The organism is Streptosporangiales bacterium (assembly GCA_009379955.1).
GTDB lineage: Bacteria > Actinomycetota > Actinomycetes > Streptosporangiales > WHST01 > WHST01.
This window is the reverse complement of the sequence record WHST01000011.1, coordinates 37,143-52,437: the sequence shown is the minus strand read 5'-3', so window position 1 is coordinate 52,437 and position 15,295 is coordinate 37,143. Positions and strand designations below refer to the sequence as shown.

Below are 15,295 nucleotides of genomic sequence, written 5' to 3'. Positions count from 1 at the left end.
GGGAGTGCTCCGCATCCTACCCGGATCGCTGCTCGTCCCAGTCGTCCCATTCCTCGGCGTCGTGCTCGACGCCACGGTGGTCGATGCTCGCGAGGGCGGTGAAGTACGCGTTGCTGCGGCGCTGGAACTGCAGCACGACCGCGGGGATCGCGAACACCACCGGCCACAGCGCCAGGCAGAACAGGCCGCCGATCACCGTCAGGGTGATCCGCACCGCGTTGCCCGCGCCGCGCAGCATCGCGATGCCCAGGACGAGGACCGTGATCGCGACAGCGCCGACGAGGAGGTAGGCCACCGGGCCGGTGGACGTGGCGAACGACGGGTTCACGGCCAGGCCTGCGACCCCCAGTGTCAGCAGGGCGCCGAAGACGATCCACAGGATGCAGGCGGCCACGAGCGGTCCCGGCGGGCCGCCGGGTGCCGCGAGCCGCGGGTCCTGCTGCGTGTGGTGCGGGTCGCTCATCGGTCTCTCCGCTGTCGCCGTGCCGGATGTCGCCGCTCACGCTAGACCGCCTCGTCGGGACGGATCCCCGTCCTCCGCGCTGACCCGGTGAGGGGCACCCTCACCGGGTCAGGACACGGTGAGGGTGCCCCTCACGGGGCGAGGTCGCGGGCCCGGAGCACGCCGGCCGCCGCGCCTCAGGCCGCCGCCTGCTCCACCTGGGCCCGAGCCGGTTCCAGGGCCAGCCGGAGGACGTCGCGGACGTCGCTCACCGGGTGGACGGTGAGCTGGTCGCGGACCTCCTCGGGCACGTCGTCCAGGTCGGGCTCGTTGCGGTCGGGGATCAGGACCGTCGTGATGCCCGCCCGGTGCGCGGCGAGGAGCTTCTGCTTCACCCCGCCGATGGGCAGCACCCGGCCGGTCAGGGAGACCTCGCCCGTCATCGCGACGTCCGCCCGTGCGGGCCGGCCGGACAGCAGCGAGGCCAGCGCCGTCGTCATCGTGACGCCCGCGCTCGGGCCGTCCTTCGGGATCGCGCCTGCGGGCACGTGGACGTGCACGCTGCGGTCCTTCAGGTCGCCGACTGGCAACTCGAGTTCGGCGCCGTGCGACCGCAGGTACGACAGCGCGATCTGCGCCGACTCCTTCATCACGTCGCCGAGCTGGCCGGTGAGGGTGAGGCCGTTGGTGCCGGTCTCGGGGTCGGCGAGCGACGCCTCGACGAACAGCACGTCGCCGCCGGCGCCGGTCACCGCGAGACCGGTGGCCACGCCGGGCACGCCCGTCCGTTGCGCGGTCTCCGGCAGGTGGCGCGGCCGGCCGAGGTAGTCGGGCAGGGTGTCCGCGTCGACGGTGACCGGCAGCGTCGCGTCGCCGAGCGCGACCTGCGCCGCGACCTTGCGCAGCGCCCTGGCGATGCCGCGTTCCAGGGAACGCACGCCGGCCTCCCTGGTGTACTCGGTCGCGAGGCGGCGCAGCGCCTCGTCGGTCACGACCACGTCGTGGTCGTCGAGGCCGGCGCGGTCGCGTTGCCTGGGTAGCAGGTGGTCGCGTCCGATGACGACCTTCTCGTCCTCGGTGTACCCGTCCAGCGACACCAGCTCCATGCGGTCGAGCAGGGGTGCGGGGATCTGGTCGAGGACGTTCGCGGTCGCCAGGAACAGGACGTCGGACAGGTCGAGCTCGACCTCGAGGTAGTGGTCGCGGAACGTGTGGTTCTGCGCCGGGTCGAGCACCTCGAGCAGGGCCGCCGTCGGGTCGCCGCGGTAGTCGGCGCCCAGCTTGTCGACCTCGTCGAGCAGCACCACCGGGTTCATCGAGCCGGCCTCGCGGATCGCCCGCACGATGCGGCCGGGCAGCGCGCCGACGTACGTGCGCCGGTGGCCGCGGATCTCCGCCTCGTCGCGGACGCCGCCGAGCGCGACGCGGACGAACTTCCTGCCCATCGACCGGGCGACGGACTCGCCGAGCGACGTCTTGCCGACGCCGGGCGGGCCGACGAGGGCGAGCACGGCGCCGCTGCGACGGCCGCCCACGACACCGAGACCGCGCTCGTCGCGACGCTTGCGTACGGCGAGGTACTCGATGATCCGGTCCTTCACGTCGGAGAGGCCTGCGTGGTCGGCGTCGAGCACCTCGCGGGCACCCGCGATGTCGTACGCGTCCTCGCTGCGGACGTTCCACGGCAGGTCGAGCACGGTGTCGAGCCAGGTGCGGATCCAGCCGCCCTCGGGCGAGGCGTCGGAGGAGCGTTCGAGCTTGTCGACCTCGCGCAGCGCGGCCTCGCGGACCTTCTCCGGGAGGTCGGCCGCCTCGACGCGGGCGCGGTAGTCGTCCTGCTCGGACGCGGGCGTCCCGTCGAGCTCGGCGAGCTCCTTCTTCACGGCGCCGAGTTGGCGCCGCAGCAGGAACTCACGCTGCTGCTTGTCGACGCCGTCCTGCACCTCCTTGCGGATGGTGTCGGCGACGTCCTGCTCGGCGATGTGCTCCTTCACCCAGTCGAGCACGAGGGTCAGCCGCTCCTCGACGTCGAGCGTCTCCAGCAGTTGCTGCTTCTGGCCGCGACTGAGGTACGAGGCGTAGCCGACCTGGTCGGCGACCCGGCCCGGCTCCTCGAGCCCCTCGACGACCTCGGCGACCTGCCAGGCGCCGCGCTGGTGCAGGCTCGCCACCAGCAGGTGCTTGACCTCCGTCGCGAGCTCGTCGGCCCGCGGCGTCGACGCCGTCTCCGGCACGGGGGTGACCTCGACCCAGAGGGCCGCGCCCGGCCCGTTCGTGCCGGCGCCGATGGTCACGCGGTCGATACCGCGGACGACGGCGGCGCGGTTGCCGTTCGGCAGCCGGCCCACCTGCTCGACGGCGGCACGGGTGCCGACCGGTCCGTACCTGCCGTCGGTTCTGGGGACGAGCAGGACCTCGGCGGTCGGAGTCGAGCGGATGCCGGGCGCGTGGGCACGGCTGTCGGCGGCCACGCGCGCGGCGTCGAGCGCCGCGCGGACGTCGGCGTCGGAGAGGTCCAGGGGGACGACCATGCCGGGCAGGACGACCTCGTCGTCCAGCGGCACGACCGGGAGGCGTGTGGTCTCGCTCATCGGGTCACGATCCTTCTCAGCACTCAGCGAACTTGAGCTATGTGCACTCAATTCACGGGAGGGCCCGGATGTTCCCGGTGCTCGCTCAGAGCGAACGGTCGGTGGGCCCCGATACGGTTCGGTGATGGTCGACCCCCTCGCGCACGCCCGCGAACTCCTGCGTCGTGTCCCCCTCGCCGACGGTCACAACGACCTGCTCTACGCGATGCGCAACAAGGCCGACTACGACTTCGACCAGATCGACATCGCGAACGACCAGCCCGACCTGCACACCGACATCCCCCGGCTGCGCGCCGGCGGCGTCTCGGTGCAGTTCTGGTCGGTCTACGTCCCGTCGTCGCCGGTGTCCCCGCGCGCGGTGGTCAAGACCCTCGAGCAGATCGACGCGATGCACCGGATGGTCGACCGCTACCCGGAGACGTTCGAGGTCGCGTACACCGCCGACGACGTCGAGCGGATCTTCGCCGCGGGCCGGATCGCGTCGCTGGCGGGCATGGAGGGCGGGCACTCGATCGGCAACTCGCTGGGCGCGCTGCGGATGATGCACCGTCTCGGCGCCCGCTACATGACGCTCACGCACAACGACAACACGGCGTGGGCCGACTCCGCGACCGCGGAGCCGAAGGTCGGCGGGCTCAACGACTTCGGCGAGGAGGTCGTGCGGGAGATGAACCGCCTTGGCATGCTCGTCGACCTCTCCCACGTCGCGCCCGACACCATGCGTGCCGCCCTGCGGGTCTCCGAGGCGCCGATCGTGTTCTCGCACTCCTCGTGCCGTGCGCTGTGCGACGTCCCGCGCGACGTGCCCGACGACGTCCTCGCGTCCGTGCCGGGCAACGGCGGCGTCTGCATGATCACCTTCGTGCCCGGCTTCGTCTCCCAGGAGGTGGTCGACTACAACGCGGCCGCGGCCGCCGCCGCGAAGGAGGCCGGGGTCAGGGAGCCGCGGTCCTGGTACGAGACGGAGACCAAGGCGTTCTACGCGAAGTACCGCGAGGAGCATCCGCGCCCGGCGGCGACGCTCGCCCAGGTCGCCGACCACGTCGACCACGCCCGCGAGATCGCCGGCGTCGACCACCTCGGCCTCGGCGGCGACTACGACGGATGTGACGGTCTGCCCGAGGGCCTCGAGGACGTCGCCCGCTACCCGCACCTGTTCGCCGAGCTGATCGACCGCGGGTGGTCCGACGACGACCTGACGAAGCTCGCCGGCCACAACGTCATCCGCGCCCTCCGCGACGCAGAGACCGTGGCCGCCCGCCTCCAGAAGGAACGCCCGGCGTCCAAGGTCCGCGCCCCGAGAGCCTGGGGCTAGCGGCCCGGGTGCGCTCCTCGTTGATCACGTTAACGTGATCAACGAGGACTTCACCTCATGCAGGGACGAGGTGAAGTCCACCTTCACGAGGTGCAGTGGTCGACGATGGCGGCCTGCGGGTCAGCCGGCGGCGGCGTGGAGGGCGCCGACCGGGGCGATCTCGCCGCAGTGGCCGCAGATCCAGCGGGGGTCGTGGCCCAGGGCGGGCTCGACCACCAGCGGCTCCTCGTCGTGGACGATGCAGCAGGGCCAGCGGCCGACGCGGGCGAGGAGGGCGTCGGCGACGTCCTGGGCGACGAGGCAGGTGAGGAACGCGACGCCGTCGGGCCACTGCGCGACCCACCAGCGCCGGCCCGCGACGGCGTCGTCGACGAGCGACACCGTGGACGGGTCGGCGTGGCCCGTGGCGGCGAGATCGCGCAGCACGGCTGCCCGCGCCGTGTGCAGCGCCTGCTCGGTCAGGGGGACGTCGGGCTCACTCATGCGGTGCGTTCGAGGACACCGCGGACGTACGCGGCCTGGCCGGCGTGCTGCAGGCAGTCGGACACGACGCTCACCAGCCGCACCGCGAGAGTCACGGGCGGGTCCCACCGGGTGTCGACGATCCGCGGGAGGTCGTCGTCGGTGAGTCGCTCGACGTAGCGGACGGTCTGCTCGTGGACGGCGTCGTGGTAGCCGGTGAGCAGCTCGCCGGACGCGACCCGCACCGCCCCTACCTCGTCGCTGGAGTGTCCGTACCCGATCGCCCGCGGGTCGAACGGCAGCCCGAACTGGTCGACCCAGCCTTGGGACGTCCAGACCTGGTCGATCCGCGCGGCGTCGGCGACGTGGTCGTCCTGGACCCGCGCGAGATGCCACACCAGCCAGCCGATCGAGTTCGCGTCGGGGTCGAGCCGGGTGGCGAGCTGGTCGAGGGTAAGGCCGTCGACCACCTGGTGGACCTCTTCGTTGATCCGGCCGTACGCGTCGACGAGCAGGTCGGCGCTTGTCATCTCGTTGGCTCCCTTCGGTGGACGGCTGGTGGCACGAGTCAGAACTCCTCGCCGGCGAGGACGACGTCGGCGTCGATGATGCGGTAGGCGTAGCCCTGCTCGGTGAGGAACCGCTGCCGGTGCTGGGCGTAGTCCTGGTCGACGGTGTCACGGGCGGTCACCGAGTAGAAGCGCGCCCCGCGGCCGTCGGACTTCGGACGCAGGACGCGACCGAGCCGCTGGGCCTCCTCCTGCCGCGACCCGAAGGTGCCGGACACCTGCACTGCGACCGCCGCCTCGGGCAGGTCGATGGAGAAGTTCGCGACCTTCGAGACGACGAGCAGGCTGATCTCGCCGGTGCGGAACTCCTGGAACAGCCGCTCCCGCTCCTTCACCGTGGTCTCGCCCTTGATCACCGGGGCGTCGAGCCGCTCGCCGAGGTCGTCGAGCTGGTCGAGGTACTGGCCGATGACGAGTGTGGGCTCGCCGCGGTGCCGGTCGACGATCGTGCCGACCACCCGCGACTTCGTGTCGGTGGTCGAGCAGATTCGGTACCTGTCCTCAGGCTCGGACGTGGCGTACGCCAGGCGCTCGGCGTCGGTCAGCGTGACGCGGACCTCGACGCAGTCGGCGGGCGCGATCCAACCCTGCGCCTCGATGTCGCGCCAGGGCGCGTCGTAGCGCTTGGGGCCGATCAGGCTGAACACGTCGCCCTCGCGGCCGTCCTCGCGCACCAGGGTGGCGGTGAGCCCCAGCCGGCGACGCGCCTGCAGATCGGCGGTCATGCGGAAGATCGGCGCGGGCAGCAGGTGCACCTCGTCGTACAGGACCAACCCCCAGTCGCGTGCCTCGAACAGCTCGAGATGGGTGAACGCGCCCTTCCTGCGGGTGATCATCACCTGGTACGTGGCGATGGTGACCGGCCTGATCTCCTTGCGCTGCCCCGAGTACTCACCGATCTCCTCCTCGGTGAGAGACGTGCGGGCGAGTAGCTCGGTGCGCCACTGGTGGGCGGCGACGGTGTTGGTCACCAGGATCAGCGTGGTGGCCTGCGCCCGCGCCATCGCGGCGATGCCGACGAGGGTCTTGCCCGCGCCACACGGCAGCACCACGACGCCGGAGCCGCCGTGCCAGAACCCGTCGGCGGCGTCCTGCTGGTACGTCCGCAGCTCCCAGCCGTCCTGCCGCATCTCGATCGTGTGCTGCTCGCCGTCGACGTAACCGGCGAGATCCTCGGCGGGCCAGCCGATCTTGAGCAGAGCCTGCTTGAGCAGCCCACGCTGGCTCGGATGGACGACGACGGCGTCGTCGCCGACCCGCTCACCCACCATCGGCTGGATCTTCTTGCTGCGCAGCACCTCCTCGAGCACCGGCCGGTCGGTCGTGGCCATCACCAGGCCGTGCGTCGGGTGTGTCTCCAGTCGCAGCCGCCCGTAACGCGCCATCGTCTCGGCGACGTCGACGAGCAGCGCGTGGGGCACGGGGTAGCGGGAGAACCGCAGCAACGTGTCGACGACCTGCTCGGCGTCGTGGCCGGCCGCGCGTGCGTTCCAGAGCCCAAGCGGCGTGATGCGGTACGTGTGGACATGCTCGGGGGCGCGTTCGAGCTCGGCGAACGGCGCGATCTGCTTGCGGCACTCGGCGGCCTGCTCGTGGTCGACCTCGAGCAGCAGCGTCTTGTCCGACTGGACGATCAGCGGACCATCGGTCACGTGGCTTTCCTTCTGGCGAGGGCGGTGGGGCGCCTTCCAGTGTCCCCGATGCCACCGACACCTGGGCAGCCGGCAGCGCGGACGGTCAGTCGGTCACCCGTCGTCGTCGACGGTGGCGTAGCCGGTGATGCGGTGCAGGGCGAACGTGCGGCGTGACTCGCGGAGGTGGTCGTACGCCTCGACGAGGCCGCCGACGACGGCCACCGGCTCGATGAGCCGCAGGCTGGCGCGTCCCTCGGCGTTGGCGTAGCCGATCCACAGCGGGTGGTCGGCGGCGATCGACCGCTGGATGGCAGCGAGGGTGTCGCGGGGCGGGTTGCGGGGCAGTGTCGCGGTGGCGGAGCGGTGCTCGGTGACGCGCTCGCCGGCCACCCGTTCGCCCGCGCGCAGCATGCGGACCGCCTGCTCCACCAGCTGCGGGTTGGGACGTTCGGTCGGCGACTGCGGCCGCCACGACGGCCGGGCCCGGGTCTGGGCGCGACGGGTGCGCGACGTGGTGACCACGACGTCGCCCGTCGCCGACTCGGCGACGGGTGCGTAGCCGAGCTCGCGCAGGCTGTCGAGCAGCTCCTTGCGGTCGACCTGGCTCACCAGGACCGTCGGCGCGATGAGCCGCAGCGCCAGCGGGCCCGCCTTCCGGTGGGCGACGATCTCGGCGAGCAGCGCGGGATCGTCGCAGCGCACGTACGAGGTGGCGCTGCCGGCGCGCAGCTGGCCGTGGCGGCGGGCGACGTCGTCGACGAGGTAGTGCAGCGGCTGCGGGACCGTCGTGCGCGAGTGCGCGGTGAGCCAGTCGTGCACGCCGGCGGCCGTACGACCGGCGTCGAGCGCGCGGCGCACCGACTGCGGGGTGAAGCGGTAGACGGTGGCCGCGCCCGTCGACTCGACGTCGGCGAGCAGGCCGAGCTCGGTGCGGACGGCGGGGCGCAGCGGCCCGGGTGCGACGGCGGTCAGGTCGGGCTGGACGAGCACCTGCTCACCGAGCTCGGGCAGGCAGGAGGCCAGCAGCCGCGTGGCGGCGGCGGTGTCACCGTCGAGCAGGGCGCGCCCGTACGACGTGATCGCGGCCTGACCGCAGACGCCGAGCTGTTCGGCCTCGCGCAGCGTCCACTCCAGCAGCTCACGCCGCCGGCGGCCGCCCGAGCGCGGCCGGTCCCAGACGGTACGGCCGACGAGGCTCTCCGTGGTCGGCGCGACGCCGGGTGGCATCGTCGCGAGCGCGCCGAGGGTGGCCTCCCGGACCTGCGCGACGCTGCCGTGCAGGACGCCGCTGCCGAGCGCGTTGATGGTCTTGTCCCTCTCGTCCTTCTGCCCGACGAGTCCCGCCGCGCGCGACGTGTCGAGCCATGCGGCCGCGAGGGTGGCCCACCGCTCGGCGACCGGCCGGGTCCGCCATGCGTCGAAGGCCTCGGTGGGCAGCCACTCCTCGGCGGGGTACGTCGCGTCGAGCAGCGCGGCGGCATGGGCGGTCTCGACGACGAGGGCCGCCTGCTCGGTCGGGAGGTCGAGCAGGTCGGCGACCCGACGCAGCTCGCGCACGCCGAGGCCACCCGAGCGCAGCTGGGACGGCGGGGTGTCCGACCACGTCGCGAGGAGGTCCTCCACCGCCTGGACGACGGCGTGCGCGTGGAGCCCGCCCGTGCGGTCGACGACGGACGGGTCGTGCGTCGTCGTGTCGAGCACCGGCGGCTCGCCGTAGCTGGGTTGCAGGACGGTCGCGACCTCGAAGGGGATGACCACGGTGTCGGGCACGGACGCGACCAGCAACCCGCGGGCGAGCAGCTCCTCGACCGGCGACGACGCCGTGGCGACGCTCACCGAGCGGTGGGCGTCGGCGACCCTGCCGTGGCCGTGGCTGCTGGCCACGCGGACGAGTGCCTCGCGCGCCGCCGGGCTGACGTCGGCCAGCAGGAGCTGGACGTTCGCCGGCTTCGCGAAGTAGACGGCGAGCTCGCGGAGTGCCTGCCACTCCTCGACGTGCGGGGCGCCGACGTCGTCGAGCAGGACGCGCTGCCGCATCGGCGGGATCTCGGCGAGCGCGTGCGCGATGTGGGGACCGAACTCCGCCGGCAGCAGCGGCATGCGACGCAGCTCGCCTGGCGCGTCCAGCGCGTCGTCGTCACCGAAGCACAGGGCGCGTGCGCGCAGCAGGTCGACCGTGTCGCGCAACCGGCCGTCCGGCGGCGCCTGCATCGCGGCGGCCAGCTCGTCGTACGTCGCGGTGTCGTCGCGGGTCGCGAGCGTGCGCAGGATCTGCAGGGCCAGCGTGTCGAGACGGTCGACGGCCAGTTGCATGGACGCGCGGGACGCGACGGCGCCGGCGAGGCGGCCGAAGTCCGGCGGCACCGGGTGCAGCAGGTCGGGCCTGGCCGCGAGCAGCGCGGCGACCTCGTCGTCCGTGCGGCTCGTGAGCCAGGCGGCGAGTCCTCGACCGGTGCGCGTGGATGACATGGCGACCGCCAGCCTATGGTGGCGACGCCCGACGTGCAGCTAGCTGAGGCTGAGGCCTTCCCTGACGGTGCGGGCCTCGATCTGCTTGGCGATCTCGACGAGCGCCAGGCCGTACTCGTCGATCTTGTCACTGGGGAAGTGTGCGGCGTCGCCGACCAGACAGAGCACCAACGCGATCTCGCGGTCGGCGTTGAGGATCGGAGCGGCGACCGCGTTGGTCCCGGGTTGGAACTCGGAGTCGGACCAGCCGAAGCCCTTCTCTCGCACCGTGTCGAGAGAGTCGACCAGGCCGAGGAGGGTGGCCTCGTCGACGTCGGGGAAGTTGCGGATGTGGGACAGGACCTCGTCGATGTCGCGGGTGGCCAGGACGACCCGGCCCATCGCGGGAGCGGTGATCGAGGCCACGTAGCCGATCGCCACGCTCATCGCGTCGGCGCGCCGCGGGATGACGCGATCCACGATGATGGTGCCGCGGTCACCGGGCAGTGGCACGGCGATCGCGCAGGTGAGACCGGACGTCTCCACCAGTGGTCGGACAGCCTCCCCGACCTGGTCCCGATGGGAGAGCTGACGCCTGCTTGCCGTCCCGAGCTCGACCAGGCGTGGTCCGAGCCGGTAGACCGGGAAGCGGGAGTCCTTGACGACCATCGACTCGCCGGCGAGCGTCTGCAGGATGTTGTAACAGGTGCTCTTGTTCATCCCGATGGCGGCGGCGATGACGGAGACACCCGCCTCGGAGTTGCGGTTGGCGAGGTAGTCGAGGATCTCGACGGCCTTCGCGACCGCGGGTGCCGGCGGCGAGGTGCGCTTGGGGTGGGGGCTCGTCACAGGAGTGGTCCCTCGACGTGCGCGTGACCGGAGACGACCATGGCACGGAGGCTATCCACTCGCCTCGGAGGCTGTCCATCGAACGGAACAGCGTCCTCTCTACAGAATTCGCCGACGGCCTCCTTGTTGACGCGATCACTGACGCTCCCTATTCTTTTGAAGGAACATCGATCTCTATAGAGAACGGCCATGACTGAGTCTGACTCCTCGAAGCCGGCTGGGCTCCCCCTCGCCGGCGTACGGATCCTCGACCTCACCCGCGTCCTCGCGGGACCGTTCGCCACCTGCATCCTCGGGGACCTCGGTGCCGACGTCATCAAGATCGAGGAGCCGGACGGAGGTGATCAGGTACGGACGATCGCGCCCTTCTACGACGGCAGGCAGAGCCACTACTTCCTCGCCATCAACCGCAACAAGCGAAGCGTGGTCGTCGACCTCAAACGCCCCGGCGGGGCTGAGGTGGTGCTCGACCTCGCCGCACACTGCGACGTGGTCATCGAGAACTTCCGGCCGGGCGTGCTCGACCGACTCGGGCTCGGCTTCGACGCCCTCGTCGCGCGCAAGCCGGACGTCATCCTCTGCTCGATCAGCGGCTACGGCCAGACGGGGCCACTGCGCGACAAGCCGTCGTTCGACCTCGTGACCCAGGCCAGGAGCGGCGTCATGAGCATCACCGGCGCCACCGATGGCCCGCCGACGAAGCTCGGCCTGCCGATGGGCGATCTCGCGGGTGGGTTGTGGGGAGCCATCGCGGTGCTCTCCGCACTGCAGCGCAGGACGACCTCGGCGGCGCCGCAGCACATCGACCTCAGCCTGTTGGAGGGTCTGGCCGGCCTGCTCGGCTACCTGGGTCAGCTGTCCCTGATGACCGGGGAGAGTCCGGGACGGGTGGGCAGCGGCCACCACAGCATCGCGCCCTACGGCCGGTTCGAAGTGGCGGACGGACACCTCGTCCTCGCGCTGCACGTCGGCACGTTCTGGCGGCGATTCTGTGCGGCCGTCGGACGGCAGGAGCTGGTGGAGGATCCGAGGTTCCGGACCACGGCGGACCGACGCGACAACCGAGACGAGCTGCAGGAGATCGTGTCGGGCATCCTGCGCGCGAGGACGCGTGCCGAGTGGGAGAGGATCCTCGACGAGGCCGACGTGCCGTACGGACCGATCCTCGACGTCGTCGAGGCGCTGGAGCAGGAGCAGTTCGTCGCGCGCGACATCCTGTTCTCCATGCACCACCCGACGGCCGGCGACGTGCCGATGGTGCGGCCCCCTATCCGTTTCGTCGGCGAGGCTCTTGCCGCGAGTACCGGCGCCGCTCCGTTGCTCGGTCAGCACACCCGCGAGGTCCTGCGCGAGGTCCTGCACTGGGACGACGCCCGTATCGACGGTCTCGAGTCCGAGTCCGTGCTGGGGACCGCTGCGGACCACACCGTGCCCGCACATGCAGCCGACGAAGTCGAGGGATGACGATGACGACAGCGACGAACACCAAGATCACCGAGGACGAGCTCGCGCGACTGCGCGGTCGGATCGGTGAGGTCGTCACCATCTCCGAACGCCCCTACCTCACCGAGACGAGTCGCGACGCGATCAGCCGGTGGGCATACGCCACCGGAGACCGTGACCCGCTGTACGTCGACGAGCAGGCGGCGGCGAAGAGCCCCTACGGCTCGATCGTCGTCCCACCGTGCCTGCCCTATGCGTTCAGCCGCCTGTCGATCGGCTACCGGGGTGGCCTGCCGGGTGTGCACTCCATGTTCGGCGGCTCGCACTGGCGATGGTTCAAGCCCGCGCCCGTGGGCCACCGGGTGTCCGCGGAGACCCGGTTCAAGGATCTCGTCGAGCTGGATGGTCGGTTCGCCGGGCGGATGTTCCGGCAGGCCAGCGTGACGGAGTTCCGGCTCGACGACGAGGTCGAGCCGTTCGCCCAGATCGAGGGCTGGGGCATGCGCGTGGAGCGTGGTACGGCCAAGGAGAAGGGGAAGTACGGCGGTACCGCGCTCGGCTCGTATACGCCGGACGACATCGCCGCGATCGCCGAGGAGTACCGCAACGAGTTCGTCCGCGCCGACGGCGTCCTCCACTGGGATGACGTGGCGGTCGGTGAGACCCTCCCGTCCACCGTGCGCGGTCCGTACACCGCGACCACGGCCGTGGCCTTCGAGCAGGCGTGGGGTGGTCTCTTCATCCATGCGCACGGGTACTGGTTCGACTACGTGCGCAGGCACCCTGCCGCGGGGATCCCCAACACGTACGGCATACCCGAACCGCCGGAAGCCGTGCACTGGGACTCCGACCTGGCGCGCAGCGTCGGTGTCCCCGAGGCGTACGACTACGGTCCCGAGCGCATCGCCTGGATCTCGACGATGCTGACGAACTGGATCGGGCACCACGGCTTCCTCGAGGAGCTCTACTGCGAGATCAGGCGGTTCAACCTGATCGGCGACCTGACGCGCTGCCACGGCGAGATCGAGGAACGCATGCCGCCGGACGCCGACGGCCGGGGTCGGGTGCGGATCCGTGTCTGGGCCGACAACCAGCGGGGGGAGACGACGGCGAAGGGCTGGGCAGTCGCCCGCCTCCCCGCGCGGTAGGCCGGCGTGCAGGGATGACGGCGGCGACGGAGCTCGCGGAGCTCGTCCGCGACGGTGACCGCCTGCTCGTCGCCACCGGAGCCGCTGAACCCGTGTCCCTCGTCGACGACCTGCTCACGATCGCCGCCGGACAGGGTGTCCGGCTGGAGATCCTCCAGGTGCTGACCGGCTCACGTGGCCGGATCCTCGAGGCGCTGCGGTACGGCCATCGCGTGATCTCACCCGTGCCCGGTCACGGCGCGGCCGGCGCGGACGTGGGGGTGGTGCCCTCCTCGATGAGGCAGCTCGCGGGTGCGATCGACCGTGGAACGCTCCGCGTCGACGGCGTGCTGTTCTCCGGCACCCGTGCCGCCGCCGGCGGCGTCGACCCGGGACTGTGCGTCGATCTCGTCCCTGTCGCGTTCGAGCGGGCCAGGTTCCGCGCGGTGGAGCTGAACGCGGCGCTGCCGCGCGTCGCCACCGACACGTTGGCGCTCGACCGCTGTGACCTCGTGGTGGAGAGCGACCAGGCGCCCCCTCCGCTGCCGCCCCTGGAGCCCGATGCGACGGCACACGCGATCGCGGGGCACATCGCGGGTCTCGTCGATGACGGAGCCGTGCTCGAGCTGGGTGTAGGCCGGGCACTCGCGGGGGTCGCCGACGCCCTCGTCCACGCCGGTGTCAGCCTCTCCGTCCACACGGGCCTGGTGTCGGACTGGTCGCAGCGCCTGGTCGAGGCAGGCGTCGCCGAGCGCGGCCTGTCCTGCGCGGGTGGGGTCCCGGTGGTCGGAGCGGTGGCCATGGGCTCTGAGGCCCACTACCGGTGGCTCGACGGCGGTCCCTCGGTCCGCCTGGTCGGGTCGCTGCACGCGCACGATCCCGCCCACCTCGGTGCACTGGGCGACTACACGGCGATCAACGCCGTCTCGAGGATCGACCTGTTCGGGCAGGTGGGCACGTCACCCGGACTCGCCGACCGGCGCGCCGTGGGCGGTCTCCTGGACTTCGCGACCGCGGGTGCGTACGGCGGCCTGTCGATCGTGGCCGTCGAATCGGTCGATACGGCCGGACGGAGCAGGATCACGCCCTCCGTGGCGGCTGCGCAACTGCCTGGCTCGCTCGTCACCCACGTCGTGACCGAGCACGGAGTCGCGAGACTCGCGCATCTCTCCTGGCGGGAGCGGGTGCACGCGATGGTGGCGATCGCCCATCCCGACCACCGCGCGTCCCTGCGGCGCGCGCTCGAGCGGCCGTAGTCGTGTCCGCTCCCACGCTGCCGGTCGGGCTCTTGACCGCGGTAGGGGCCGATGTTTTACTGTATTCGGAACACTGGTCTCTCTGTAGAACAGCATGGCGCGAGCCACCCGAGCCCGACGACATGAGGAGAAGTGCAATGAGGCACGCGCTGCGGTACGCCGCACTGGTCGTCGCGATCGCGGTTGTGACGGGATGCGGAGGTCTGTCCCCGGGTTCCGGCGGTGCCCACAAGATGCGCCTGAACTTCACCCTCCCGGTCAACTCCATCCGCGGTGACGACGCGAAGGAGTTGGAGCGGCTGGTCGAGAAGGCGACCGACGGCGCGGTGGAGGTCCAGCAGTATCCCGCGGGTCAGCTCTACAAGTCCGATCCCGAGGCCATCACGGCGGTGAAGTCCGGTGCGATCGAGGCCGCCATGGTGACGACCGGCGACCTCTCCCAGTCACTGCCCGCCTTCCAGTTGTTCGAGCTGCCGTACTTCTTCCCCGACCAGACCTCGCTCGACAAGGTGGAGGACGGGCCGGCCGGCGCCAAGATCCTCGACACGCTCGAGACCCAGAACATGGTCGGACTCGCCTACATCGACTCGGGTGCCGCCATCACGCTCCTCGCCGACCACGCCATCCACGCGCCGTCCGATATCAAGGGACTGCGGGTCCGATCGTCGGCGGGCAAGATCCAGCTGGCGGCCTTCGAGGAGCTGGGTGCCTCGCCGATCACCATCCCGGCACCGGATGTCGCCAGCGCGGCCTCGCGTGGTGTCATCGACTCCATCTACACCTCGGTGCCCACCGCACCCGAGTACAAGGTGTCGCGGCTCAAGTTCGCCACCGAGGACGACCGGCAGTTCTTCCCACCAGTCCTCGTCGTGAACCAGGACTGGTGGCAGAAGCTGCCGGAGGATCTCCGGACGAAGATCACCTCCGTCATGCCGACGTTCGTGAAGTTCGCACGGACCACGTCGGACCGGTATGCGAAGAACGGCAGGGATGCACTCGTCAAGCAGGGCATGAGCGTGAACATCCTGACCAAGGAGGAGCGGCAGGTCTTCTCCACCAGGTTCGAGCCCTTCAACCGCAAGTACCGCGACGAGATCGGGGCGAGCATCTACGACGAGGCGACAAAGGTCGCCATGTCCTGACCGACCGGTGCGTTCGT

The 15,295-nt window shown here is 71.2% G+C and carries 12 protein-coding genes; 5 read left to right on the top strand and 7 right to left on the bottom strand.

All coding sequences use genetic code 11. The annotated features are described in order from the left end of the window. Positions 1 to 16 precede the first annotated feature (16 nt). Positions 17 to 463 carry a hypothetical protein gene (locus GEV10_05330; protein MQA77892.1) on the bottom strand — a complete coding sequence of 149 codons (447 nt, stop codon included), beginning with the start codon at positions 461 to 463 and terminating at the stop codon, positions 17 to 19. Positions 464 to 639: 176 nt separating this feature from the next. Then, positions 640 to 3,033: an endopeptidase La gene (gene lon / locus GEV10_05325; protein ID MQA77891.1), complete on the bottom strand. Its 2,394-nt coding sequence runs from the start codon at positions 3,031 to 3,033 to the stop codon at positions 640 to 642. A gap of 124 nt (positions 3,034 to 3,157) precedes the next feature. Here lon and GEV10_05320 point away from each other — a divergent pair, with 124 nt between their 5' ends. Further along, positions 3,158 to 4,348: a membrane dipeptidase gene (locus GEV10_05320; GenBank protein MQA77890.1), complete on the top strand. Its 1,191-nt coding sequence runs from the start codon at positions 3,158 to 3,160 to the stop codon at positions 4,346 to 4,348. Between the two features lie 120 nt (positions 4,349 to 4,468). On the opposite strand, the gene GEV10_05315 is transcribed toward GEV10_05320, so the two are convergent. From GEV10_05315 to GEV10_05295, 5 genes are all read right to left on the bottom strand, one after another. Next, entirely contained in the window at positions 4,469 to 4,831 is a 363-nt protein-coding gene (locus GEV10_05315) for a hypothetical protein (GenBank protein ID MQA77889.1), read from the bottom strand. Next, positions 4,828 to 5,340 (bottom strand): DUF664 domain-containing protein, encoded by a 513-nt coding sequence (locus GEV10_05310; GenBank protein MQA77888.1) that lies wholly within the window; start codon positions 5,338 to 5,340, stop codon positions 4,828 to 4,830. The genes GEV10_05315 and GEV10_05310 overlap by 4 nt, the downstream gene beginning before the upstream one ends. Before the next feature lie 38 nt (positions 5,341 to 5,378). Beyond that, complete coding sequence (locus tag GEV10_05305; GenBank protein MQA77887.1) at positions 5,379 to 7,031, bottom strand: helicase; 1,653 nt, start codon at positions 7,029 to 7,031, stop codon at positions 5,379 to 5,381. Positions 7,032 to 7,124: 93 nt separating this feature from the next. After that, on the bottom strand, positions 7,125 to 9,482 hold the full coding sequence (locus GEV10_05300; GenBank protein ID MQA77886.1) for a hypothetical protein: 2,358 nt from the start codon (positions 9,480 to 9,482) through the stop codon (positions 7,125 to 7,127). A 39-nt stretch (positions 9,483 to 9,521) separates the two neighbouring features. Further along, entirely contained in the window at positions 9,522 to 10,310 is a 789-nt protein-coding gene (locus tag GEV10_05295; protein ID MQA77885.1) for a helix-turn-helix domain-containing protein, read from the bottom strand. A gap of 189 nt (positions 10,311 to 10,499) precedes the next feature. Here GEV10_05295 and GEV10_05290 point away from each other — a divergent pair, with 189 nt between their 5' ends. From GEV10_05290 to GEV10_05275, 4 genes are all read left to right on the top strand, one after another. Further along, entirely contained in the window at positions 10,500 to 11,774 is a 1,275-nt protein-coding gene (locus GEV10_05290) for a CoA transferase (protein MQA77884.1), read from the top strand. Next, on the top strand, positions 11,771 to 12,901 hold the full coding sequence (locus GEV10_05285; protein ID MQA77883.1) for an acyl dehydratase: 1,131 nt from the start codon (positions 11,771 to 11,773) through the stop codon (positions 12,899 to 12,901). The genes GEV10_05290 and GEV10_05285 overlap by 4 nt, the downstream gene beginning before the upstream one ends. Positions 12,902 to 12,915: 14 nt before the next feature. Further along, positions 12,916 to 14,136: a hypothetical protein gene (locus GEV10_05280; protein MQA77882.1), complete on the top strand. Its 1,221-nt coding sequence runs from the start codon at positions 12,916 to 12,918 to the stop codon at positions 14,134 to 14,136. A gap of 122 nt (positions 14,137 to 14,258) precedes the next feature. Beyond that, positions 14,259 to 15,278 (top strand): hypothetical protein, encoded by a 1,020-nt coding sequence (locus tag GEV10_05275; GenBank protein MQA77881.1) that lies wholly within the window; start codon positions 14,259 to 14,261, stop codon positions 15,276 to 15,278. Positions 15,279 to 15,295: the final 17 nt, after the last annotated feature.

What these genes read in the sequence shown, in the direction of transcription:
- GEV10_05320 (MQA77890.1), top strand. Translation starts at nt 3,158, where the DNA reads ATGGTCGACCCCCTCGCGCACGCCCGCGAACTCCTGCGTCGTGTCCCC.
- GEV10_05300 (MQA77886.1), bottom strand. Translation starts at nt 9,482, where the DNA reads ATGTCATCCACGCGCACCGGTCGAGGACTCGCCGCCTGGCTCACGAGC.
- GEV10_05315 (MQA77889.1), bottom strand. Translation starts at nt 4,831, where the DNA reads ATGAGTGAGCCCGACGTCCCCCTGACCGAGCAGGCGCTGCACACGGCG.
- GEV10_05290 (MQA77884.1), top strand. Translation starts at nt 10,500, where the DNA reads ATGACTGAGTCTGACTCCTCGAAGCCGGCTGGGCTCCCCCTCGCCGGC.
- GEV10_05330 (MQA77892.1), bottom strand. Translation starts at nt 463, where the DNA reads ATGAGCGACCCGCACCACACGCAGCAGGACCCGCGGCTCGCGGCACCC.
- GEV10_05275 (MQA77881.1), top strand. Translation starts at nt 14,259, where the DNA reads ATGAGGAGAAGTGCAATGAGGCACGCGCTGCGGTACGCCGCACTGGTC.
- lon (MQA77891.1), bottom strand. Translation starts at nt 3,033, where the DNA reads ATGAGCGAGACCACACGCCTCCCGGTCGTGCCGCTGGACGACGAGGTC.
- GEV10_05310 (MQA77888.1), bottom strand. Translation starts at nt 5,340, where the DNA reads ATGACAAGCGCCGACCTGCTCGTCGACGCGTACGGCCGGATCAACGAA.
- GEV10_05285 (MQA77883.1), top strand. Translation starts at nt 11,771, where the DNA reads ATGACGATGACGACAGCGACGAACACCAAGATCACCGAGGACGAGCTC.
- GEV10_05280 (MQA77882.1), top strand. Translation starts at nt 12,916, where the DNA reads ATGACGGCGGCGACGGAGCTCGCGGAGCTCGTCCGCGACGGTGACCGC.